The sequence below is a fragment of the Citreicoccus inhibens genome (assembly GCF_019039035.1).
Lineage (GTDB): Bacteria > Myxococcota > Myxococcia > Myxococcales > Myxococcaceae > Citreicoccus > Citreicoccus inhibens.
The window spans coordinates 175,799-199,544 of the sequence record NZ_JAHNZT010000007.1 but is presented as its reverse complement, the minus strand read 5'-3'; the positions used below and the strand labels follow the sequence as shown (position 1 = coordinate 199,544).

The 23,746-nt window shown below is 72.0% G+C and carries 16 protein-coding genes; 9 read left to right on the top strand and 7 right to left on the bottom strand.

Going from position 1 to position 23,746, the window contains the following annotated elements; all coding sequences use genetic code 11:
• Nucleotides 1–112 precede the first annotated feature (112 nt).
• Nucleotides 113–1,876, bottom strand: a complete 1,764-nt coding sequence (locus KRR26_RS12310) for a M14 family zinc carboxypeptidase (RefSeq protein WP_120204883.1) — start codon at nucleotides 1,874–1,876, stop codon at nucleotides 113–115.
• A gap of 41 nt (nucleotides 1,877–1,917) precedes the next feature.
• Nucleotides 1,918–2,853, bottom strand: coding sequence for an MBL fold metallo-hydrolase (locus KRR26_RS12305; protein WP_120204885.1), 936 nt, complete (start codon nucleotides 2,851–2,853; stop codon nucleotides 1,918–1,920).
• A 136-nt stretch (nucleotides 2,854–2,989) separates the two neighbouring features.
• Between KRR26_RS12305 and KRR26_RS12300 the strand changes: the two genes are divergently transcribed.
• Together KRR26_RS12300 and KRR26_RS12295 are read left to right on the top strand one after the other, a co-directional pair.
• Nucleotides 2,990–4,450 (top strand): sensor histidine kinase, encoded by a 1,461-nt coding sequence (locus tag KRR26_RS12300; RefSeq protein ID WP_120204887.1) that lies wholly within the window; start codon nucleotides 2,990–2,992, stop codon nucleotides 4,448–4,450.
• A complete protein-coding gene (locus KRR26_RS12295) occupies nucleotides 4,447–5,862 on the top strand; it encodes a sigma-54-dependent transcriptional regulator (RefSeq protein ID WP_120204888.1) in 1,416 nt (471 codons plus the stop codon). The genes KRR26_RS12300 and KRR26_RS12295 overlap by 4 nt, the downstream gene beginning before the upstream one ends.
• On the opposite strand, the gene KRR26_RS12290 is transcribed toward KRR26_RS12295, so the two are convergent.
• Nucleotides 5,846–6,316: a tetratricopeptide repeat protein gene (locus KRR26_RS12290; protein WP_233576804.1), complete on the bottom strand. Its 471-nt coding sequence runs from the start codon at nucleotides 6,314–6,316 to the stop codon at nucleotides 5,846–5,848. The genes KRR26_RS12295 and KRR26_RS12290 overlap by 17 nt on opposite strands.
• 108 nt (nucleotides 6,317–6,424) lie before the next feature.
• Between KRR26_RS12290 and KRR26_RS12285 the strand changes: the two genes are divergently transcribed.
• Together KRR26_RS12285 and KRR26_RS12280 are read left to right on the top strand one after the other, a co-directional pair.
• The gene (locus tag KRR26_RS12285; protein WP_217079890.1) at nucleotides 6,425–7,015 is read left to right on the top strand and encodes a hypothetical protein; all 591 of its coding nucleotides are present in this window, start codon (nucleotides 6,425–6,427) and stop codon (nucleotides 7,013–7,015) included.
• Between the two features lie 515 nt (nucleotides 7,016–7,530).
• Nucleotides 7,531–8,115 carry an RNA polymerase sigma factor gene (locus KRR26_RS12280; RefSeq protein WP_217079889.1) on the top strand — a complete coding sequence of 195 codons (585 nt, stop codon included), beginning with the start codon at nucleotides 7,531–7,533 and terminating at the stop codon, nucleotides 8,113–8,115.
• Between the two features lie 3 nt (nucleotides 8,116–8,118).
• Here KRR26_RS12280 and KRR26_RS12275 read toward each other — a convergent pair whose 3' ends face one another.
• Nucleotides 8,119–10,173 (bottom strand): DUF7151 family protein, encoded by a 2,055-nt coding sequence (locus KRR26_RS12275; RefSeq protein ID WP_217079888.1) that lies wholly within the window; start codon nucleotides 10,171–10,173, stop codon nucleotides 8,119–8,121.
• A gap of 239 nt (nucleotides 10,174–10,412) precedes the next feature.
• Between KRR26_RS12275 and KRR26_RS12270 the strand changes: the two genes are divergently transcribed.
• On the top strand, nucleotides 10,413–12,908 hold the full coding sequence (locus tag KRR26_RS12270; RefSeq protein WP_217079887.1) for a heavy metal translocating P-type ATPase: 2,496 nt from the start codon (nucleotides 10,413–10,415) through the stop codon (nucleotides 12,906–12,908).
• A gap of 35 nt (nucleotides 12,909–12,943) precedes the next feature.
• Complete coding sequence (locus KRR26_RS12265; RefSeq protein ID WP_120204896.1) at nucleotides 12,944–14,032, top strand: aromatic ring-hydroxylating oxygenase subunit alpha; 1,089 nt, start codon at nucleotides 12,944–12,946, stop codon at nucleotides 14,030–14,032.
• A 12-nt stretch (nucleotides 14,033–14,044) separates the two neighbouring features.
• Here the strand turns inward: KRR26_RS12265 and KRR26_RS12260 are convergent, their stop codons facing one another.
• A complete protein-coding gene (locus KRR26_RS12260) occupies nucleotides 14,045–15,409 on the bottom strand; it encodes a TAXI family TRAP transporter solute-binding subunit (protein ID WP_217079886.1) in 1,365 nt (454 codons plus the stop codon).
• A 98-nt stretch (nucleotides 15,410–15,507) separates the two neighbouring features.
• Entirely contained in the window at nucleotides 15,508–15,915 is a 408-nt protein-coding gene (locus tag KRR26_RS12255) for a hypothetical protein (protein ID WP_217079885.1), read from the bottom strand.
• 153 nt (nucleotides 15,916–16,068) lie between these two features.
• Here KRR26_RS12255 and KRR26_RS12250 point away from each other — a divergent pair, with 153 nt between their 5' ends.
• A complete protein-coding gene (locus tag KRR26_RS12250; protein ID WP_120204901.1) occupies nucleotides 16,069–16,899 on the top strand; it encodes a helix-turn-helix domain-containing protein in 831 nt (276 codons plus the stop codon).
• A 15-nt stretch (nucleotides 16,900–16,914) separates the two neighbouring features.
• On the opposite strand, the gene KRR26_RS12245 is transcribed toward KRR26_RS12250, so the two are convergent.
• A complete protein-coding gene (locus KRR26_RS12245) occupies nucleotides 16,915–17,880 on the bottom strand; it encodes a PLP-dependent cysteine synthase family protein (protein WP_217079884.1) in 966 nt (321 codons plus the stop codon).
• 167 nt (nucleotides 17,881–18,047) lie between these two features.
• Here KRR26_RS12245 and KRR26_RS12240 point away from each other — a divergent pair, with 167 nt between their 5' ends.
• Nucleotides 18,048–19,208, top strand: a complete 1,161-nt coding sequence (locus KRR26_RS12240; RefSeq protein WP_120209576.1) for an ATP-binding response regulator — start codon at nucleotides 18,048–18,050, stop codon at nucleotides 19,206–19,208.
• 173 nt (nucleotides 19,209–19,381) lie between these two features.
• Nucleotides 19,382–23,734 (top strand): DEAD/DEAH box helicase, encoded by a 4,353-nt coding sequence (locus KRR26_RS12235; RefSeq protein WP_217079883.1) that lies wholly within the window; start codon nucleotides 19,382–19,384, stop codon nucleotides 23,732–23,734.
• Nucleotides 23,735–23,746: the final 12 nt, after the last annotated feature.

The following is a 23,746-nucleotide window of genomic DNA, read 5'->3' as shown; positions in this document are numbered from 1 at the left end:
CGTCACCCCCGGGGGCGCATTCCCGGGGGCTGACATGACAGAGGCCCTCGCCCCCCGAGCCAGACCGGCTGGCGGGGACGAGGGCCTCGGTTTTTTCAGCAGGCCGTGGGGACTAGCGCGCGGCGGTGGGCGCGGTGGGCGCCGTGCTCACGCGGAACACCGGGTACAGGCGGAAGGCCGCGTCGAAGGCGGGGTGGCGCTCGGCGAAGAAGCGCAGGCGGGCGCGCGGGTCCTTGGCGAACGCCGGGTCCTTGAGGCGCTCCTCCCACTCGGCCTTCACGCGGGCGTCCTTCGCCAGCAGCTCGCGCGCGAAGGGCTCCACCACGTAGTCCTCGATGTACTCCTTCTGCTCGAACGCGTTGTTGAACAGGCCCCAGGCCGCCCACGAGTCCGCGCCGGTGGGCTCCAGGAGTTGCGCCACGAGCTGCACGCCCTTCTGCGCGGTCGGGACGTAGAGCGTGCCCGCGGGGATGGCGCGGGACTCCTGCGACCATGCGCCCTTGAGCGTCACGCCCTGGCGCCCCTCGAAGGAGCGGGCGTTGAACTGGACGTCGGTGGCGCGGAAGAGCTCCACGTCCGTGGGCAGCAGGGACTTCGTGAGCCGCTCGAAGCGCAGCCCGTGCGCGGTGAGCTTCTGCGCCGCCCAGGCCGCGTACGCGGGAGGAATCAAGTAGCCGCCGGCGGGCAGGGACACGGTGAGCCCGGGCTTCACCTCGTCGTAATACGGCACGGTCCACACCTGCGGCTTGGACTCGTCGTAGCGGACCCACGGCTGACCGGACAGCTCGGACAGGCCGCGCTCATACGCGTAGCCGCGGAAGGCGATGGGGTGGTTCTTCTGCGTCCCCTCCCAGGAGAGCACCGCCTCCTTCACCTGACCGGACTCGGCGCGGGCGTCCTCCGCCTTCACCGCGGCCTGGAGCGCGGCGCCATCGCGCGCCACCTGCTGGAGCACGCTGGCGAGGATGTCGCGCGTCGTCTTCACGCGGTGCGCGTAGGGCTTCCACGAGTGCGTCTCCACCAGGACGCCGAAGCGGCCGTGCTGCATCCAGTAGCCGTGGCTGAAGCGCGGCGGGGCGATGCCGTACGCGAAGCCGCTGGCCGGGTCATCGTCCTGGCGGAACGACGGGTAGAACTCCACGGGCAGGTGGCCCTCGGACTCCAGCGTCTGGAAGAGGTCCTCGCGCAGCTTGACGCCCAGCGGGCGCAGCGACTCGGGGCCGCCCTTCTGCGGCTCCAGCGAGACGGACACGTCGTGCTCGAACTTGGCGCCGTCCGTGACGTGCAGGTCCATGTAGACGAGCGGCTCCCACGCGTTGAGGTACGTGAGCAGCGCGCCCATCTCGGGCGCCTCGACCTTGGTGTAGTCGCGGTTGAGGTTGTAGCCCTGGCCCGTGACGCGGAAGCCCATCTCCTCGGGGCCGCGCTGGTTGGGGCGGTTGTTGGGGCCGAAGCGCTCGTGGCCATCCACGTTGAAGATGGGGACGAAGACGGCGGTGACGCCCTTGAGGACGTCCGGCTGCTCCTTGCCGGAGAGCAGGTCGCGCAACAGCCAGTAGCCCGCGTCCTTGCCGTCGATTTCGCCCGCGTGGATGCCGCCCTGGAAGAAGACGACGGGCCGGTTCTTCTTGCGCGCGGCGGCGGGCGTCAGCGTGCCATCCGCGCTGGCGATGAGCGCGAGCAGGGGACGTCCCTCGGGCGTGGTGCCCACGGTGTCGCAGCGGGCCTTGCTCGGGTAGGCCTTGGCGAAGGCGCGGCACAGCGCCTCGGACTCGGTGGCGCGGCCGGTGCGCAGCCAGCCGCTCTGTTCAGAGAGGGTCGTGAGGGGAGGAGGCGCCTGGGTGAGCGCCACGGCGACGAGTGCGGGCAGGAGCATGGACTCCTCAGAACACAGTGCCCCGCCGTGCTCAACCGCGCTCAGCCCCGTCTCACGGTGAGGGACGCACCTACCGCGAGCACATGCAGGCGCTCGGAGGGCCAGCCGCGGCGGCTCCACTCGGCGTTCAACCGGACGGGCGGCTCGTCGAGCGGCTCGTCGGTGAGCTTGAAGGTGCCCCAGTGCATGGCGAGGAACTGGCGCGCGCCCAGGTCCTCGAAGGACTGCGCGGCCTCCTCCGGGTTCATGTGCTGGCGGCTCATGAACCACGCCGGGTCATACGCGCCAATGGGCAGCAGGGCCGCGTCGAGGTCCGGGAAGCGCCGGCCAATCTCGCGGAAGCCCTCGAAGTAGGCCGTGTCGCCGGAGTGGTACACGCGCGCGCTGGAGCCCTCGATGACGAAGCCGCCCCAGAGCATCTCGTTGACGTCGTTGAGGCCGCGGCGGCTCCAGTGCTGCGACGGCACGAAGTGCACGGTGACGGGCCCCACCTGCGTGGAGCGCCACCAGTCCAGCTCGGTGACGGGCAGGCGGCTGCCGCGGAAGACGCGCTCGTGCCCCAGTCCCGTCACGATGGGCGCGCCCACGCCCTGGAGGGTGGGCAGGTCCAGGTGGTCATAGTGGTTGTGTGACACCAGGCTCGCGCTGATGGGCGGAAGCTTCTCGACGGGAACGCCGGGCGGGACGTTGCGGTGGATGACGACGTTGATGGCGTCGCGCAGCACCGGGTCCACGAGGAGCGAGACGCCATCCAGTTGCACCAGCCAGCTGGCATGACCGAGCCAGGTGAGGCGCGCGCCCTCGCCCGGGGCGGGTGGGGTCGCCAGCGTCGCGAGGTCGGGCTCCACGCGGGGGACGGGGGCGCGGTCCGGGGACTTGCGGCGCTTGCCGGTGACCTTGTCCAGGAAGGCCCACTTGAAGACCGTGTTGAACGGCTGCGGTCCGCTGCCATCGAGGTTCTTGAAGCGCAGGGCCATGAGCGGCTCCTCCCCAGACTCTCGTCATGCTCGCCCGGCGCCCGGGCGCGCAAGCGGAATGATGAACGGCGCGGGTGGGGTGTTCGCGGACACTGGGTCCGGGCACGACGCGCCCGTGCCTTGTATACAGCCCCGGATGCGGCCCTCTGCTGGAAGCACGACTCGGAAACTGCTGCTCGCCTTTGGGGCGCTGGTGGCCCTGTTCGCCGCGGCGTCGGGGTTCGCGCTCGGCCGGTTGTCGGACATCCACGAAGGGTCGCGCACCCTGCGCGAGGCGGGAGGCCGGGTGCGCGACGCGCTGGAGCTGGCCACCGCGGTGCGCGACGAGTACGCCCACCTGGCCCACACCGTCATCCTCGGCAACGCCAGCCACGTGCGCTTCCACAGCGAGGCGCGCGCGCGGGTGGAGGCGCTCACCCGCAAGCTCTGGGACCAGGCGCAGGACGCGGAGGAGCGCGCCTGGGTGGCGGACATCCGGGAGTCGGGGGACGCGCTCGATCGGCTGTACCGCGAGAGCCTGCTGCCCGCCGTGCTGGCCAAGGACCAGGGCGCGGTGACGGCGGCGCACGGGCACGCGCTGGAGAAGGTGAACATCATCCAGGCGCGGGCGGACGCGCTGGCCAGCCGCTTCGATGCGTCCATTGGCCGGTTCGAGGACCACGTGGCCGCGGTGGAGCGCGCGAGCTTCCGTTGGGCGCTCTTGTTCCTGGGCGGGGCCACGCTGTTCGCGGCGGGCGTGGGGGTCTACATCGGGAACTCGGTGGCGCGCCCGGTGGCGCGGCTGTCCGAGGGCGCCGCGCGGCTCTCCCAGGGCGACCTGCGCACGCGCATCCCCGAGGACGACCCCGGAGAGCTGGGGCAGCTGGCCGCGCAGTTCAACCGGATGATGGAGGCGGTGCGCACGCACCAGGAGCAGTGGGTCCAGCACGAGAAGCTCGCGGGCATCGGGCGGCTGGCGGCGGGCGTGGCGCACGAAATCAACAACCCGCTGGGCGTCATCCTGGGGTACGTGCGGCTCTTGCAGCGCAAGGCCGAGGGCGGGCTGGCGGAGGACCTGAAGGTGGTGGAGGAGGAGGCGATGCGCTGTCAGGACATCGTCGAGGGGCTGTTGGACCTGTCGCGTCCGGGCCGGGGGCCGCTGGAGCGGGTGCCGCTGCGCGAGGCCTGCGAGGACGTGGTGGGCCGGCTGCGCGAGGCGGCGCGGCTGGGCGACGTGCGGGTGTCGGTGGAGGGCGAGGCCGCGGCCTGGGTGCAGCCGCCTCGGCTGCGTCAGGTGCTGCTCAACCTGGTGAAGAACGCCGCGGAAGCCGCGGGAGAGGGAGGGAGTGTGGAAGTGCGCATCGAGGCGGGCGGGGATGGCGCGACGAGCGTGGCGGTGTCGGACTCGGGACCGGGGATGACGCCGGAGGAGCGCGCGCGGCTGTTCGAGCCGTTCTTCACCACCAAGCCCACCGGCACGGGGCTGGGGCTCGCGGTGAGCCAGGCCATCGCGGAGGCTCACGGCGGACGCATCGAGGCGGACACGGGCCCGCTGGGTGGCGCGCGCTTCACGCTGCGGCTGCCGCCCCCCACGCGCGCGCAGGAGGCCCTGTCATGAGCGAGCCTCGGCCGCAGGTGATGGTGGTGGATGACAAGGAGAACATGCTGAAGCTGTTCTCGCGCATCCTCGGTGAGGCCTATGAGGTGACGCCGGCCGCGGACGGCACGCGCGCGCTGGCGCTGCTGGCCTCGCGCGAGTTCGACGTGGTGGTGACGGACATCCAGATGCCGGGCGCGGATGGCTTCGCGGTGCTGCGCGAGGTGAAGCGGCGCGCGCCGGACACGGAGGTGGTGCTCGTCACCGCGTTCGCGAGCATCCCGAAGGCGGTGGAGGCCATGCGCGAGGGGGCGTATGACTACCTCTCCAAGCCCTTTGACCCTGATGAGGTCGCGCTGGTGGTGGCGCGCGCGCTGGAGCGGCGGCGTCAGCGGCGCGAGGCGGCGGGGCTCCCAGCGCGACTGGCGGCGGCCCCGGACTTCCACGGCCTGCGCGGCACGAGCGCGCCCATGCGTCAGCTCCACGCGCTGTTGGCCCAGGTGGCGGCGCGGGACCTGACGGTGCTGCTCACCGGCGAGACGGGCACGGGCAAGGAGCTGGCGGCGCGGGCGGTGCACGCGGAGAGCGCTCGCGCGGCGCGGCCCTTCGTGGCGGTGAACTGTGGCGCGCTGCCGGCGGAGCTGGTGGAGAGCGAGCTGTTCGGCCACGCGAAGGGCGCCTTCACGGGCGCCACGGCCGCGAAGGCGGGCCTCTTCGAAGAGGCCCATGGCGGCACGCTCTTCCTGGACGAGATGGGAGACCTGCCGCTGCCGGTGCAGGTGAAGCTCAACCGGGCCTTGCAGGAGAAGGAAGTGCGCCGCGTGGGCACCACCGCGCCCGTGAAGGTGGACGTGCGGGTGGTGGCCGCGACGCACCGAGACCTCCAGGCGGAGGTGGCGGCGGGGCGCTTTCGCGAGGACCTCTACTACCGCCTCAACGTGGTGACGGTGCGGCTGCCCGCCCTGCGTGAGCGGCGCGAGGACATCCCCTTGCTGGCGATGCACTTCCTCGCCCGCGCGGGGCGGCCGGAGCTGGAGGGCTTCACCCCCGAGGCCCTGCGCGCCCTCACCGGGGCCGCGTGGCCGGGCAACGTGCGCCAGTTGGAGAACGCGGTGGCGCGCGCGGCGGCGGTGGCGGCGGGGCCTCGCATCCAGCGCGAGGACTTGCCGCCGGAGCTGGACTCGGGACCGAGCGCGGCTCGAAGCGCGAGCGCGAGCGTGGGGGCCTCGGAGTCACTGGCCCGGCTGCCCTACCGCGAGGCGGTGGACAGCGCTCGGGACTCGGTGTCGCGCGACTATCTTGCGGCGCTGATGCAGGAGTTTGGCGGCAACGTCACGCACGCGGCGGAGCGCGCGGGCATGGAGCGCGAGAGCCTGCATCGGTTGCTCAAGCGCTACGGCGTTCGCTCGGACGACTTCAAGCGCGCCGAGTAGCGCTCTCCGCCAGCACCCGGTCGAGCGCCTCGGCCTGTTGTCGCGCCTGGGCATCGGAGCCCTGGCGCGCTCGGGCCAGGTGCTCTCGCGCGCGGCGGGGCTCCGTCTTCGCCAGGGCCATGGCGAAGTGGAGGTTGGCGGCGGGGTGCTCCGCGTGAGCCGCCACCACGGGGGCGAGCACGTCGCGGGCCCGCGCGTCCTCGCCTCGCTCCAGGTACGTCATGGCCAGGTCGCAGGCGGGGCCCGGCTCGGTGGGGGCGCGCGCGTGGGCTCGCTCCAGGAATGCTCGCGCGGCGTCGCGGTCGCCCAGCAGGTCCAGGGTCCTCGCCAGCCCGTGGAGGACTTCGGGCGAGTCCGGCGCGGCCTGGAGCGCCTCCTCCAACAGCGCCCGCGCCGCCGCTGCGTCCCCGGCCTCCAGCCGAGCCATGCCCTCGCGATACAGGTTCGTCTCCACCGTGGCTTCCTCCGGGTCTCGCGGTGCGTCATTCCCGCGCCGCGCAACTTTCGTCTCGCCGTGTGCGAAAAACCAATACATCGCAGCTTTCTCCCCCCTGCGCCGCCCATGCTCATCCGCAACGACCGAGTCCCCGCCCGTGCCCCGGTGAGTTCCCGCCCGGAGTCCCCCACCGCCGCTTCGACCGCGAAGGCCCCGGCGGCTTCGCCCCAGGCGCGGGACGCCTTCACCCCGGGTACCCCCGCCACGCAGCGCGCGGCCCCGGTCGCGGCGGCGCCGGCGGGTGACCATGGCGCGCTGATGCACGAGTACCTCACGGGCGCGCGTCCGCCCCCGGCCGACTTCGCGCAGGTGATGGGCTACACGCCCTACGCCATCCAGACGAAGCACGGCACGCGGATGCAGGACCCGTACGGTGATGCCTCGTCCCCGGGAAAGATTGGACCGACCCAGGAGTTCGATCCCGCCGCGAAGACGCACGACTACGGCTACGACCTCCTGCGGTACTACGCGCGCAAGGGCACGCCGCTGGCGCCCGAGGCCCGGAAAGCCGCCGATGCGCAGTTCCGCAACGACATCTTCGACTACGCCAACGACCAGAAGAGCGTGGGCGCGCGCTGGAAGTACCGCACGTGGGCGCAGATCTACGCGACGGCGGTGGAGCTGAACTCGCGCCGCCAGAACTACGGCCCTCCCTGAGCGCACACGTCCGTCCCGCTGCCCCCGAGCGCCCGCCGCGAATCCCGCGAGCGGGCGCTGGGTCATGAGGCCGCCGCGGTGCTCGCGCCCGCCGTCGCTTCGCTCCACGGGCTGTAAGTCGGGTGTCCGTGGTGCGTTGTCCCGCGTGTTCTCTTCGTTGAAGTCGCCCCGCCGTGCCCCCGCCTCGGGCGTCCCGAGCGGCACCCGGAACGTCACAGTGTGATGGGCCCGGTCACAGTCCGGGCACGCGAGGCCCCCGCAAGTCCCTGGAATCGTGAGCGAGCGAGGCTGGTACGTCGCTTGCGATACCGCCGTCCCATGTCCGCTCCCGTCGACTGCTCGTTCGAGAGGTCCGGGCGGCTCGGCGCAGGCCGTTGCCTCGGTGGGAGTACGAGGCGCGTGCGCGCGCGCGGGGCGGTGGGCAGGATGAAAGGCGGGCGGGTCTTGGCCCGGCGAAGGCATGGGCCTGTCGCGCGCGGCCCAGCCCGAAGGAAAGGAACGCGGGTGGCGCAGTGATGGAGTCAGGTCAGGGGCAGGAGTCCGCGAACATCGCGCAAGAGGACTCGGGCGAGGTCATCCGGGCGCTGGTGGACAATCACCGGCGCTTCTTGTCGTTCCTGGAGCGGCGCGTGGGCAGTCGCGCCATCGCCGAGGAGCTGTTGCAGGCCGCCTTCGTGAAGTCGCTGGAGAAGGGCGGGATGCTGCGGGACGGCGAGGGCGCGGTGGCGTGGTTCTACCGGCTGCTGCGCAACGCGCTGGTGGACCACTACCGCCGTCAGGCCGCGGAGGGCCGCGCCCTGGAGCGCGAGGCCCGCGATGCCCAGGAGGCGAGCGAGGATCCGGAGCTGAAGGTCGCCGTCTGCGCGTGCGTGGGCGACCTGCTCTCCACGCTGAAGCCCGAGTACGCGGACATCGTCCGCCAGGTGGACCTGGAGGAGCGCGCGGTCCCCGAGGTCGCCCGCGAGGTGGGCATCACCGCCAACAACGCGGGCGTGCGTCTGCACCGCGCGCGGCAGGCGCTGCGCAAGCAGCTGGAGCGGAGCTGCGGCACGTGCGCCTCGCACGGTTGTCTGGACTGTGCCTGCCGCGCCAAGCGCTGACGCTCACTTCGCGCACGCGGTCGCGTCGTCGCTGTTGCCCGAGATGTAGAGCTGCTCGGGCGCGCCCGCGTAGGTCCGAACGGCCAGCGTGGTGGCGAGGCAGGTGGGCAGCTTGGGGTTGTTCTCGACGGAGAGCGTCGTGCTGACGCGAACCACTCCCCCCAGGTCGAGCCGGAGGAGGTTGAGGTTGCCGAAGAGGGTGAGCTCCTCCACCTCCCGCAAGGTGCGCAGCGGCTCCAGCGTCGTCAGGGACGCATTGCTGGTGACCTGGAGCGCGCGCACGTACTTCAGCCCTCCGAGCCCCTTGAGCCCCTCGAGGAAGGGGTTGTTGAAGAGGAAGAGCCGCTCGTTGATGGCCTGGAGCCGAGGCAGCCCCGTGATGCTCACCAACGTCGCGTTGCCCGACACGTACAGCGTGTCGAGCGACTGCAGCGAGGGGAAGTCCCCCACGAACTCCAGGCTGCCGTTGGCGGAGAACTCCAGGCTCCGGGCATGGGAGAGGCTCGTGAGCCCCTGCGTCGTCTTCAGCTCCGGGTTGCTGTACACCTGGAGCACCTCGACGGAGTCGAGCGCGCCCAGTCCCACCAGGCTGCGCAGGTGGACGTTGTTCCGGACGTTGAGCGCGCCACCGACGTGGCTGAGGGCGTCGAGCCCCGTCAGGTCCGGGAGCGCGCTGTTGTTCCAGACCGTCACATTCGCTCGCACCGTCTGGAGTTGAGGGAACGGGATGCCCTGCAGCACGGGGTTGTCCTGGAGGACGAGCTCGCCTTGCAGGTTCTCGACCCGGTTCAACGCACCGGGCACCCGCAGGTTGGCGTTGTTGCGCACGCTGATGCTCAGGCGGGGCACGATGAAGCTCATCCCTCCCAGGCTCGCCAGCGAGGGGTTGTTCTCGACATAGAGCCCCCCATGGACCCACCAATCGCTCTTCGGGCCCTGCTCGGGCGCGCGCTGCGGACCCAGCTCCAATGATTCGAGCCGCGTGTTGTGGCGCACGGTGATGTCGCCTTGCACGAGCCGCAGGGCGGGGAGCTGGACGCGCTCCAGGTGAAGCGTGTCCTCGATGCTCAGCGTGCCCTCCACGGTCATCAGCGCGGGCAGCTTCACCTCCGTGAGTTCCTTGCCCACGAACTCCAGCCCTCCCACGATGCGGGCCACGCCCTGGAGCGCCGCGAGGTCCGCCGGACCGCGCACCACGTAGGTGCCATCCAGCGTGGGCGCCGCCTCGCACACCATGGCGAACGCGCTGGCCTCGGTGTCCTCGAGCTGTCCGTTCCCGTCGCGGTCCTCTCCCACGAGCACCCGCGTGCCTCCGATGGCGCAGAGCTCCCCTGGGGGCTCGGGGCGGGTTCGCGCGAGGACGCGGTTCAGCGAGGTGTCGCAGAGCGTCGTCACGGCGCGAACTTCGGTGGGGTCCAGCACCTGGTTCGCGTTGGTGTCGGGGCCGGCCTCCACCTGCACGGCGTCGCGGACGCAAGAGACGGGGGACGCGGTGCCGCTCATCCGCACGAGCACCGGCGCGGGCGTGAGGCACGCCACCGTCGTCCGCGTGACCTCCGACTCCGCGAGCTGGCCGTCCGCGTTCGTGTCCATCCCCGCGGAGGTCTCCTGTCCACCGTTGGCGCAGCGGGCATCGGGCCCGAAGCTGCGCGAGCGCACCAGGACCTCGGGCGTGCGCGAGGCGCAGAGGTACTCGGTCGCGGTCACCTCCGCGGCGTCGAGCTGCCCGTTGCCATCCAGGTCCAGGCCCGTCTGCACGGCCTGTCCCCCCCACTCGCAGTGGGCCCCAGCGGGCTCCGGGAGGACGCGGGTGCGCGCGGGCGGCGGCGGGGTCGCGCAGACGTAGGTGGTGCTGGTGACCTCGGTGTCATCGAGCTGGCCGCTCTTGTCCGTGTCCAGGCCCGTCTGCACGGCCTGTCCGCCCAGGGGGCAGTTCTCACCGGGGGGCTCGTCGAGGGTCCGCGCGCGCGAGGCATGCGCGGGGCTGATGGAGATTCCGTCACATCCGCTGATGACCAGGGCGCACACAACAGCCCAGGTCCCCCAAATCCCGCGCATCACGCAGCTCCCCAAACGGCGCGGTGCCCTCGAAAGCGAGGGGCCGCCCCCTTACCCGCCTCGGAGTACGGAGCGAGCCCGGACTCCGGGTCGTTCTCGGCCCGAAGCGGCGCAGCCTGCCCGGTTCCCGGGGCGGCGGGGAGCCAATCCGGTGGTTCCTCCATGCACTTTCGCGCTTACCCCTGTGTAAGAGGCCGCCGGGTGCTCCGTTGGCCGGGATGAAAAGGAGCTGAACCCACATGTCGTCCCGCCCGCACGCGCACTCCCACGCTCACGCCGACCACCCTGGCCACGCGCATCCGCCGACCCCCGAGGTCGGGGAGCCCGCCATCGACCCGGTCTGCGGAATGAAGGTGGACCGCCACGCCCCCAAGGGGGGCAGCCTGGAGCACGAGGGCCACACCTACTTCTTCTGCAACCCGAAGTGCCGTGAGCGCTTCCGCGCCGACCCCAAGCGCTTCCTGGAGCCGGCCGCCGCCGAGCCCGCCCCCGCCGCGCCCCCGGGCACCGCCTACATCTGCCCGATGGACCCCGAGGTCCGGCAGGACCACCCGGGCGCGTGCCCCAAGTGCGGCATGGCGCTGGAGCCGGAGTCGCCGCCCGTGCTGGAGGCCCGGGTCGAGTACACCTGCCCCATGCACCCCGAGGTGGTGAGTGACCACCCGGGCGCGTGCCCCCAGTGCGGCATGGCGCTGGAGCCGCGCACCGTGCTGCCCGAGGAGCCGCCAGACCCCGAGCTGCGCTCGATGACGCTGCGCTTCTGGGTGGGCGTGGCGCTGTCCGTGCCGCTGTTGGTCCTGGCCATGTCGGACATGATTCCGGGCCAGCCGTTGCAGCACGCGGTGTCGCCCGCGCTGCTCGCGTGGGCGCAGCTGGTGCTGGCCACGCCCGTGGTGCTCTGGGGGGGCGCGCCCTTCTTCCAGCGCGGCTGGACGTCGGTGCGCAACCGGCACCTCAACATGTTCACGCTCATCGCGCTGGGCACGGGCGCGGCCTACGTCTTCAGCGTGGTGAGCACGCTGTTCCCCCAGGCGCTGCCCGAGGGCGCGCGCACCGGCCATGGCGGCACGGCGCCCGTCTACTTCGAGGCCGCGGCGGTCATCGTCACCCTGGTGGCGCTGGGGCAGGTGTTGGAGCTGCGAGCCCGTCACGCCACGTCCGGCGCGCTCCGGGCGCTGTTGAGCCTGGCCCCGGCCATCGCTCGGCGCGTTCGTGAGGATGGTCATGAGGAGGACGTGCCGCTGTCTCACGTGCACGTGGGGGACCGGCTCCGCGTGCGCCCCGGCGAGAAGGTCCCGGTGGACGGCGTGGTGCTGGAGGGCGCCAGCGCGGTGGACGAGTCGATGGTGACGGGTGAGTCCGTGCCGGTGGAGAAGTCGGCGGGCGCGAAGGTGACGGGCGGGACGGTGAACGGGACGGGCTCGTGGGTGATGCGCGCGGAGCGCGTGGGTCGCGACACGCTCCTGTCGCGCATCGTCCAGCGGGTGAGCGAGGCGCAGCGCACCCGCGCGCCCATCCAGCGGTTGGCGGACAAGGTCGCCAGCGTCTTCGTGCCGGCGGTCATCGCGGTGGCGGTGCTGACGGCGGCGGTGTGGGCCCTCTGGGGGCCGGAGCCTCGGCTGGCGCATGCGCTGGTCAACGCGGTGGCGGTGCTCATCATCGCGTGCCCGTGCGCGCTGGGGCTGGCCACGCCCATGTCCGTCATGGTGGGCACGGGCCGAGGCGCGGGCGTGGGCGTGCTCATCAAGGACGCGGCGGCGCTGGAGCGGCTGGCGGCGGTGGACACCCTGGTGGTGGACAAGACGGGCACGCTGACGCAGGGCAAGCCCCAGCTCGTCACGGTGCTGCCCGCGCCGGGGCTGGATGCGTCCCACCTGCTGCGGCTGGCCGCGAGCCTGGAGCGCGGCAGTGAGCACCCGCTCGCGGCGGCCATCGTGGCCGGTGCCCAGGCGCAGGGCGTGGTGCTGGCGCCGGTGGAGGGCTTCCAGTCCCACACGGGCCTGGGCGTCACCGGCCGCGTGGATGGGACCGAGGTGGCCCTGGGCAACGCGGCGCTGATGAGCGCGCGCAGCGTGGATGCTCGGGCCCTGGCGGAGCGCGCCGAGTCCCTGCGCGCCGATGGCCAGACGGTGGTGCTCGTGTCGGCGGGCGGGCGGCTGGCGGGGCTGTTGGGGGTGGAGGACCCCGTGAAGGACTCCACGCCCGAGGCGCTGACGCAGCTGCGCGCCGAGGGCCTGCGCGTGGTGATGCTCACGGGTGACAGCCGCACCACGGCCGAGGCGGTGGCGCGACGCCTGGGCATCACCGAGGTCATCGCGGGCGTGCTCCCGGACGGAAAGGGAGACGCGGTGCGCAAGCTCCAGCAGGAGGGGCGCGTGGTGGCGATGGCGGGGGACGGGGTGAACGATGCCCCAGCGCTCGCTCAGGCGGACGTGGGCATCGCCATGGGCACCGGCACGGACATCGCGATGGAGAGCGCGGGCGTGACGCTGGTGAAGGGAGACCTGCGCGGCATCGTCCGAGCGCGCCGGTTGAGCGAGGGCGTGCTGCGCAACATCCGGCAGAACCTCTTCTTCGCCTTCATCTACAACCTGCTGGGCGTGCCCCTGGCGGCGGGCGTGCTGTATCCGGTGTTCGGCCTGCTCCTGAGCCCCATCTTCGCCAGCGCGGCGATGAGCCTCTCGTCGGTGTCCGTCATCGGAAACGCCCTCCGGCTGCGTCGGCTCAAGCTCTAGCGCACGCCGGGCGCGGGTGACATTAGACTGGCGGCATGAACGCTCGCGAGGAGTCGCGAACCCCTGCCGCCCCCGCGGGCCATGTCTCGGTCGTCCGCCTGCCGCATTCGTGGTTCATCCTCTGCGCGTCACGGGAGCTGGGGCGCAAGCCCGTGGCGCGCACGCTTCAAGGCACGCCGCTCGTCCTCTTCCGCGACGAAGCCGGCAAGCCCGCCGCGCTGTTGGACCGCTGTCCTCACCGCAACGTGCCGCTGTCCTTGGGCCAGGTGCGGGACGGGCAGCTCCAGTGCGGCTACCACGGGTGGAAGTTCGACCGGGAGGGCCAGTGCCGCGCCATCCCGGGGTTCCTCGGGGAGCCCGCAGCGAAGGCGCGCTGCGCCGCCTCGTACGCCACCCGCGAGCAGGACGGCTTCATCTGGGTGTACTCCACGCCCGGCGTCGAGCCGACCTCCGAGCCCTTCCGCTTCCCGCTGCTGGACGCCGCGGACTACACCACGGTGCGCCGCGTGCTTCGCGCGCCGGGCACGCTGCACGCGGTGCTGGAGAACACGCTGGACGTGCCGCACACCGCCTACCTGCACGGCGGCCTCTTCCGCACCGAGGAGAAGCGCAACGACATCGACGTCGTCGTGCGCCGGAGCGCGGACCGCGTGGAGGCCGAGTACGTGGGCGAGCCGCGCCCGACGGGGTTGGTGGGCCGGGTGCTCGCGCCCGGGGGCGGCGTGGTGCAGCACTTCGATCGCTTCCTGCTGCCGTCCATCGCGCAGGTGGAGTACCGCATCGGCGAGGGCAGCCACATCCTCGTCACGTCCGCGATGACGCCGCTGTCCGACTACGACACGCAGGTGTACGCGGTGGCCACGTTCCGGTTGCCGCTGCCCCGGCTGCTCCTGCGCGCGGTGCTGCCGCTCGCGGTGCCGGTGGCGCTGCACATCTTCCGGCAGGACGTGCGCATCCTGGAGGAGCAGCTTAAGACGATTCAGCGCTTCGGCACGGAGACGTACGCGTCCACGGAGATCGACGTGCTGGGGCCCAGCATCCTGCGCCTGCTGCGCTCGGCGGAGCGCGAGAAGACCGCGCCCCTGGATGCCGTGCACGAGACGCGGCTGCGCATGCGCACGTAGCTTCCGGCCCGCTCAGCTCATCGCGGAGACCGCGGGGGGCGCGCTGTCCGAGTGCGCGTCCGTCAATCGGCGGGTGATGCGGCGGCGCACCACGTCGATGTGCTCGCGGAAGAAGTAGAGGTTCTCCGCATAGGCGATGGGCATGGGGATGCGGTTCACCTCGCGCTCGGCCTCGTCGAGCCGCGCGAGCATCCCTTCCAGGATGGGGCGGCCGGGGTTCTCCTCGAGCTGAATCTCGATCTCCTTGAGCCGCGCGTACCACTTGAAGATGCGCGAGCGCACGCGCCACAGGAGGAACGCGGGCACGGCCTTGCCCAGCGGCACCACCACCGCGATGAAGGGCACCAGCATCACCCACAGCCGGTCCACCAGGTTCGCGGCCCAGAAGGGCAGGTGGCGCTGGAGCAGCGGGACGCCGGACTCGTAGTAGCGCCGCGCCTCGCTGCCCAGCACGAGCCCCGCTTCGCGCGGCGAGGGGAACTCTCCCGCTCGGTCGAGCAGGCCGGAGCCTCCGTGGACCTCGCTGGCGGCGCGCAAGAGCAGGTACTTGAGCGCCGGGTGCAGGCGGTCCGTCACCACGAGGTTCGCGGTGGGCGCCACGAGCGTCACGTCCTGGGCCGGAACATCCCGGGCCAGGTCGAAGACGCCGCGCGGGAGCACGAGCTTCGACAGGTACGGATAGCGGCGCACGTAGGCCTCGGCGCGCGCGAAGTCGAGCAGCCGCACACCGGGAATCGCGGCCAGCTTCTGGAGGGGGGGTGACTCGGCGGGAGAGACGAGGAACACCGCGTCCACCTGTCCGGCCTTGAGCTGCTCGATGGCCTCGGCGCGCTCGTATGGGAGCAGCTCGGTGGCGGGGGACGCGTCCGCGCCGTTGGCCTTCAAGAGGGTGAGGGCCAGGGCCCGCGTGCCGCTCTCCTCGGGGCCCACGGCGATGCGCCGGCCCTGGAGTCCGCGCAGGTCCTCCACGGGCTCGCCTCGGTAGAACACCCAGAGGGGCACGTAGGCCACGCTGCCCAGGGACAGCACGTGGCTGGCCTGGTCGATGCCGGGCGCGCCGCTCTGCACGAAGGCCACGTCGGCGCTGGGCGTGTCCGAGTTGAGCAGCGCGAGGTTCTCGGCGGAGCCCTTCGTGGTGCGCAGCTCCAGGGTGACGCCGTGTCGGGCGAGGAACTCCTGGTAGCGGCGCGCGTAGTACTTGAAGCCGCCTTCATCGGGCGCCACCGCCAGCACCAGCTTCATGGGGGGCGCGGGTTGGACGAAGTAGAAGGTCACGGCGAACGCCGCCGCGACGAGGAGCAGCGCGGGAGCGAACGTGAGCCACAGTTCGCGCAAGGCCGCGCGGCGGAAGCGTCCCGAGAGGGAGTCCTTCTTCATGATGGCGCGGACTATAGCGCCGGTGTCTCGCGCACCTGTCTTGCCCCGAGGGGCCGCCCGGCTGCCCTTCACGGGGCCGGGCGGCGCATCCCTGAAGTTCAGGCCACGCTGGAGCGCTGCGCCCGGCGGAGCCCCGCGACCTCCAGGCCCACGAACACCGCGACCACCAGGCCCTGGCCCACCACGAAGACCGTGCCCAGCGCGGTGGCCTGCACCCAGCCGCTCAACGGAAGCAGCAGGCTGTCCACGACCCACATCGCGTTGCAGCCGATGAGGAGCCATGCGAGCCCCGCCGGGATGTTCTGCCGCATCCCCACCACGGCCAGGATGGCGCCGAAGGGGATGAGCGCGAGGCCCGCCCAGCGCAGCAACTCCACTGGCAGGCCGAGCAACGAGGTGAGCATCCCGGCGCCCGCGGCGAGCATCACGCCCATGGCGCTCGTGGCGACGGCGTCGAGGATGAAGGCCTTGCGCAGCGGGGACTGAGAGTTCGCGACCGTGTTCATACGCTGCTCCTGGGTGAGGGCGGCGGGGGGCCGCCCGGTGAGTGAGTCGCAAAGTAGAGAGGTCGCTCGGTGCTCGCGATGACGCGCGAGGTAATTGCCGGGGCATGCGCATCCGGTGGATTGGCGCGCCGCCCCTGCTTATGGTGCGCGGCCATGGCACCCCGGAGTCGTCCTGTCGGAGAGTTGCTGCGCAAGTGGCGCCAGCAGCGGGGCATCAGTCAGATGGAGCTGGCCCTGCGCGCGGAAGTCTCCACGCGGCACATCAGCTTCATGGAGACGGGTCGCTCCATTCCCAGCCGGGAGATGATTCTCCACCTGGCCGAGGAGCTGGAGATTCCCCTGCGCGATCGCAACGGCCTGCTGGTGGCCGCCGGCTACGCGCCCAGCTACGTGGAGCGGCGCTTGGATGACCCCGCGCTGCGCGCCGCGCGCGAGGCCGTGGACATGGTGCTCTCGGGACACGAGCCCTATCCGGCCCTCGCGGTGGACCGCCACTGGACGCTCGTCTCCGCGAACGGGGCCATCGCGCCGCTGCTCGTGGGCGTGGACCCCGAGCTGCTCCAGCCGCCGGTGAACGTGCTGCGGCTGAGCCTGCATCCGCGAGGATTGGCGCCGCGCATCGCCAACCTGGCGCAGTGGCGCGGGCACCTGCTGGCGCGGCTGCACCGTCAGGTGGAGATGTCCACCGACAGCTCGCTGGCGAGCCTGCTGGAGGAGCTCAAGGCGCTGCCCGCGCCCTCGGGCGGACCGTCCGCGCACGAGTCTCCGGACGTGGGCGTGGTGGTGCCGCTGCGGCTGGACACGGAAGCGGGGCAGCTCTCGCTGTTCAGCACCATCACCGTGTTCGGCACGGCCAACGACATCACGCTGTCGGAGCTGGCCATCGAGTCCTTCTTCCCAGCGGACGCGGCGACGGCGGAGACCCTGCGACGCCTGGGGGCGAGCAACGCACGGCCGGGCTCCTCGGAAGAGGCCCGGCCGTAGTCACGCGCGAGGCGCCTAGGCCACGCCCTTGGCGGGCGCGGGCTTGGGCTGGATGAGCTCGGTGGAGAAGTAGCGCTCCATGCGGTCCGGGAACACCGTCACCACCTGCGCGCTGGGGCCCAGTCGCTTGGCGGCCTCCACTGCCGCCGCGTAGTTGAGGCCCGAGGACGGACCCACGGGGAAGCCGCGGCGGATGAGCGCGCGCGCGGTGCCCATGGCCACGTCGTCGGAGATGTCCAACTCCACGGTGCCCGGCATGTCCGCCTCGCGGTACAGCCGCGACAGGCCATCCACCACGCCCGGCACGCGCGAGCTGAAGCTGCAGCACTCGATGTCGCAGCCCAGTCCGGCCACGGGCCGCGCGACGAACGCCGTCACCGGACAGCCGGCCTCCGCGAACGCCTGATACAGCCCCACCACGGTGCCGCCGGTGCCCACGCCGCTCACCACGCCGTGCACGAGCCCGCCCGGCACCTGCGCGAGAATCTCCTGCCCGGTCCACACGCGATGCGCCTCGGCGTTGTCGGGGTTCTCGAACTGGCGCGGCGCATAGGCGCCGTGCTCCTTCGCGAAGGCCTCGGCGCGGGCGATGGCGCCGCGGATGCCCTCCGCGCGCGGCACGAGCAGCACGTCGCCGCCATACGCGCGGATGGTCAAAAGGCGCTCATCCGTCACGCCCTCGGGCATGACCGCGGTGAAGCTGCACCCCATCTGCGCGCTGGCGAGCGCCAGGGCGATGCTCGTCGAGCCGCTGGAGGCCTCCACCACCTTGCCGCCCGGGCACAGCTCGCCCAGGCGCCAGGCCTTCTCCAGCATGTACCGCGCGATGCGGTCCTTGGTGGAGCCGCTGGGGTTGAGGAACTCGAGCTTGCACCAGATGGTCGGTCCCTCCGCGTCCAGCTTCACGGGGACGAGCGGCGTGGGACCGACGGACTGGAGGAAACGTCCATCCGCGGGAAGCGGGCGACAGGGAGCGCGCATGGCCTCCTCCCTATCGCGAAATGCGCCCATGGGGGAGCGGCGCGTGTCACCCACTGCCTCCCACCGACTCCCCGCTCCCTCGGCGAGCGGCCACGCTTCCCGAGCGTCCGGACTTGGCACCCGGGGAGCGCTGACGCTACGAAGGGGGCACTTCCCGGACGCCTCGCATGATGCCTTCGCCCCCGGTCATCCTCCACGTCAACGACGACCCCGCGAGCCGCGCCAGCACCGCCCGGCTCCTGGAGCGCGCGGGCTTCGAGGTCCTCGCTTCGGACGCCCACGGAGAGTCCCTGACGCGGCTGGCCGTGGACGTGGACCTCGTGCTCGTGGAGACGCGGGCCCCTGGGGCCGAGGCGCGGGAGACGTGCCAGGGCCTGCGGCGAACCGCGCGCACGCACGGGGCCTGGGTGCTGTGGGTGGGCGACCCGGAGGCGCCATCTGGAGCCCAGCCCGCGGGGCCGGAGTGGGGCCCGGACTGTTGGCGGCTCGCCCCGGTGGACGCGGGCGGACTCTTGTCTCAGGTGGCGCTGCTCTTGCGCCTGCGCCGGGTCGAGCGCGAGGCCCGCGAGCTGTCCGAGCAGGTGATTCATCAGCAACACCTGCTGGAGCTGGCCATGGTCGCGCCGCCCACTCGCGAGAGCGGCGCCGAGGAGTTCCTGGAGCAGTTCCTCGGCATGTTGGGGCACGACCTGCGCAATCCGCTCAACGCGCTGTCCATGTCCGCGCAGCAGCTTCAGCGGCGCGGGGCGTTGGACGAGCGGCAGGCGATGCTGACGGGCCGCATCCTCTCGAGCGCCGGGCGCATGGACCGGATGATTCGCCAGCTCCTCGACTTCGCGCGGGCGCGATTGGGCGGAGGCATGCCGGTGCTGCGCGCGCGGTGCGACCTCTTCGAGGTGGTGCGCTGCACGGTGGATTCGCTGCGCGCGAGCCACCCGGACCGGGCCGTCGAGCTGGAGCTGCAAGGCGACGGGCGCGGCGCGTGGGACGCGGACCGCTTGGAGCAGGTCATCACGCACCTGGTCGCGAACGCGCTGCGCTACAGCCCCGCGGAGAGCCGGGTGCGCGTGCTCGCGGAGGGCAGGGACTCCGAGGCGGTGCTGTGCGTGCACAACCAGGGGCCGGCCATCGCGCCCATCGACCTGCCGCGACTCTTCGGCGTGTGGCGGCAGGCCGGGCGCGCGCCGCGCGAGAAGGGCGCCCCCACGGGGTTGGGCGTGGGGCTCTACATCACCCGGCAGATCATCACCGCGCACGGCGGCTCCGTGGAGGTGGCCTCCAGCGCGGACTCGGGCACGACCTTCACCGTGCACCTGCCGCGCGACTGAGGCGGGCGAGGAGGCGGGCCCTGCGGCGCTCGGGTGTCGCGAGGCGGATGACCGCATCGAGCGTTGTTCCAGATGGGATGCGCGGACCTTCGTCCGCTGTCCGGACAGGTCGCGTCCGCGCGCGTTGACGGCGGCCTGTACCTGTGTTCAGGCTGAGACGGGAGAGCGCTGCCATGTCCCCGCAGATTCACCTCGACTTCGCGGCCGAGTACGCGGCTCACCCCGCGCTGGCCGCATTCCATCCGGTGGTTCGTCGCTGGTTCGCCTCGCGATTGGGCGAGCCCAGTCGTCCGCAGGTGGAGGGCTGGCCGCTCATCCAGGCGGGCCATGACGTCCTCGTCGCCGCGCCAACCGGCAGTGGCAAGACGCTGGCGGCCTTCCTCGCCGCGCTGGACTCGCTGTTCCGGCTGGCGCTGGAGGGCACGCTGCCGGACTGCACCCAGGTCCTGTACGTGTCCCCGCTCAAGGCGCTCGGCAACGACGTGCAGAAGAACCTGCTCCAGCCGCTCGAGGAGTTGATGGCGCTGGCCCGCGCGGAGGGCTTCTCACCCCAGCCGCTCCGCGTGCAGGTGCGCAGCGGTGACACGCCCGCCGCCGAGCGCGCGCAGATGGTGCGCCGTCCGCCGCACATCCTCATCACCACGCCCGAGTCCTTCTACCTCTACCTCACCGCCGAGCGCGCCCGCGCCACCCTGCGCGCCGTGCGCACGGTCATCGTGGACGAAATCCACGCGCTGGCGCGGGACAAGCGCGGCAGTCACTTCACGCTGTCGCTGGAGCGGCTCAAGGCGCTCACCGACGTGAAGCCGCAGCTCATCGGGCTGTCCGCCACGCAGAAGCCGCTGGAGGCCATCGCCGGGTTCCTCACGGGCGCCACGCACCGCGACTGCAAGCGGGTGGAAGTGGGCCACCTGCGCCCCTGGGACCTGCGAGTCGAGATTCCCGACGCGGAGCTGTCCTCCGTGGCGAGCCATGAGATGTGGGGACAGGTCTATGACCGCCTGCTCCAGCTCATCGGTGAGCACCGCACCACGCTCATCTTCGTGAACACGCGCAAGATGTCCGAGCGCGTGGCGCACGACCTGGGCGAGCGGTTGGGCCAGGACCTGGTGGCCGCGCACCACGGCAGCATGTCGCGCGAGATGCGACTGACCGCCGAGGAGAAGCTGAAGGAAGGCCGGTTGCGCTGCATGGTGGCCACCGCCTCGCTCGAGCTCGGCATCGACGTGGGCAACGTGGACCTCGTGGTGCAGTTGGGCAGCACGAAGGCCATCTCGGTGCTGTTGCAGCGCGTGGGCCGCGCGGGCCACCACAAGGCCGGCATCTCCAAGGGCGTCCTCTTCGCGATGACGCGCGATGAGTTGGTGGAGTGCGTCGCGCTGCTCAACGCCGTGCGCGAGGGCGACCTCGATCGGGTCATCATCCCCGAGAAGCCGATGGACGTGCTGGCGCAGCAGATTGTCGCCGCATGCGCCTGCGAGGAGTGGGATGAGCGCGCGCTCTTCAGCGTGTTGCAGCGCGCCCATCCGTACCGCGACCTGACATGGGAGGAGTACCAGCAGGTGCTGGAGATGCTCTCCGAGGGCGTGGCCGAGCGCCGCGGCCGAGGCGGCATCCACCTGCACCGCGACCGCGTGAACCAGCGGCTCAAGGGCCGGCGTGGTGTGCGCATCACCGCGCTCACCAACGGTGGCGCCATCCCGGACACCTTCACCTTCACGGTGACGGCGGAGCCGGAGGGCAAGGTGGTGGGCACGCTCGACGAGGACTTCGCGGTGGAGTCGTCAGCGGGAGACATCTTCCTCCTGGGCAGCACCGCGTGGCGCGTGCAGCGCGTGCTGGGCAGCACGGTGGTGGTGGAGGACGCGCACGGCGCTCCGCCCAACGTGCCCTTCTGGCGCGGCGAGGCGCCCGGCCGCACCGACGAGCTGAGCCTCCAGGTGGGCCGCCTGCGCTCGGAGTTGCTCGTGCGCGAGGACGCGGCGGGCTTCTTGGAGAAGGACCTGAAGGTGCCGCCGCCCGCGGTGGACGCGCTGCTGGGCTACCTGCGCCTGGGGAAGAAGATGCTGGGGGACGTGGTGCCCAGCAACACCACCGTCGTGGCCGAGCGCTTCTTCGACGAAGCGGGCGGCATGCAGCTCATCATCCACGCGCCCTTCGGCAGTCGCATCAACCGCGCGTGGGGCATGGCGCTGCGCAAGCGCTTCTGCCGCTCCTTCGACTTCGAGCTTCAAGCCGCGGCCACCGAGGACGGCATCCTCCTGTCCCTGGGCGAGCAGCACTCATTCCCGCTGGCGGACATCTTCGACTTCCTGCACCCGGACCACGTGGAGGAGGTGCTGGTGCAGGCCATCCTCCAGTCGCCGCTGTTCGGCACGCGCTTTCGGTGGGTGGCCACCCGCGCGCTGACGCTGAGCCGGATGATGGGCGGCAAGCGCGTGGCGCCGAACATCCAGCGCGCGCGCAGCGAGGACCTGCTCGCCGCCGTGTTCCCCGCGCAGGTGGGCTGCCAGGACAACCACGGCGGAGGCGACATCGAGCTGCCCGACCATCCGCTGGTGAACCAGGCGATGGAAGACTGTCTGCGCGAGGCCATGGACATCGAGGGGCTGCGCGAGGTGTTGCGGCGCATGAAGGCCGGCACCGTTCAGCTCGTCGCGCGTGACGTGCCGGAGCCCAGCGTGTTCGCGCACGCGCTCATCAACAGCCAGCCCTACACCTTCCTCGATGACGCACCCGCCGAGGAGCGCCGCGTGCGCAACGTGGCCCTGCGCCGCGCGCTGCCCGCCGAGGACGCCGCCGCCTTTGGCGCGCTCGACGCGGACGCCATCGCGCAGGTGGTGGAGGACGCGGCGCCGCCCATGCGCGACGAGGATGAGCTGCACGACGCGCTGTTGCAGCTCGTGCTGGTGCGCGCCTCCGAGGTGCCGCGTGGCCTGGAGGCCCCTCTCTTCGAGCAGGGGCGCGTGGCGTGGTTGGAGCTGCCGGCCGCGCGCTTCCTCGTGACGGCCGAGCGAGGCAACGCGGTGCGCGCGCTCTTCCCGTCCGCCGTGACGCAGCCGCCGCTCCCGGTGCTGGAGTATGACCGGCCTGTGGAGCGCGAGGCGGCCGTGCTCCAGGTGGTGCGCGGGCGCATGGAGATGCTCGGGCCCACCACCGTGGAGGAGCTGGCCCGGCTGACGATGTTGGAGCCGTCCGACGTGGACGCGGCGCTGCATCAGTTGGAGAGCCAGGGCTCGGTGCTGCGCGGACAGTTCCGCCCGCGAGACACCGCTGTCGAGTCGCCGCCGCTGGAGTGGTGCGACCGCCGTCTGCTTCAGCGCATCCACCGCATGACGGTGGGGCGGCTGCGCCGCGAGATTGAGCCGCTCAGCGCGCAGGACTTCATGCGGTTCCTCTTCCGCTGGCACCACTTGGAGGACGTGGACGCGCTGCGGGGCTCCACGGGGCTGCTCAAGGCCGTGCGGTTGCTCCAGGGCTACGAGGCACCGGCCTCCGCGTGGGAGCGCTTCCTGCTTCCGGCCCGCATGCGTGGCTACACGCCCGACCTGCTGGAGCGCGCGTGCTACGCGGGCGAGGTCGCCTGGGGCCGCGTCACGCTGAAGGACCCACCGAAGCCACCAGGACCGCGCCGAGGCTCACCGGTTCCTTCTCCGGAGCCCGCGGAGCCCGTGCGTGCCTCACGGGCCTCACCCACGCGCAATGCGCCGCTCACCTTCACCGTGCGCGAGGACCTGGAGTGGATGCTCGCCGCCGCGCGCCCGCATGCGGTGCTGGCGGACGGCGGCGTGTGGATGCCCCCCGACCTGAGCGCGCCCGCGCGCGACGTGGTCGCCGTGCTGGAGCGCCGGGGCGCGTGCTTCTTCCAGGAGTTGGTGACGCGAGCGCGCCGCCTGCCCGCGGAGGTGGAGGACTCGCTGTGGGAGTTGGTGGCGCGCGGGCTCGTCACGGCGGACGCGGTGCAGAACCTCCGCGTCCTCCAGAGCCCCGCGCACCGCAAGCGGCAGAAGCTGTTGCAGCGCGGCGGCCCGGGGCGTTGGAGCCTGCTCGCGCCGGCCGAGCCGAAGTCCGCCGACGAGGTGATGGACTCGTTGGCGCGGCTGTTCCTCCAGCGCTACGGCATCGTGTGGCGCGACTTGGTGATGCGCGAGTCCCTGGCCCCGTCGTGGCGAGAGCTGCTCCGCGTGTATCGCCGCATGGAGGCGCGCGGCGAGCTGCGCGGAGGTCGCTTCGTGGCGGGCTTCGTGGGTGAGCAGTTCGCGCTGCCCGAGGCCGTGGACATGGCGCGGGCGGTGCGCCGGTCTCCGCCCTCGGGCGTCACGGTGAGCCTGTCTGGCGTGGATCCGCTCAACCTCACGGGCGTGGTGACGCCCGGTCCCCGCGTTCCCGCCATGCCCGGCAACGTCGTCACCTACGTGGATGGCGTCCCCAAGGACATCTCCGCCGGGGCGGACGAGGAGCCCGATGACGGAGGCCCCGACGAGGACACCGAGACGGGCTCTACGAGCGCGTCTCGGATGAACTAGGCCGAGAAGGGG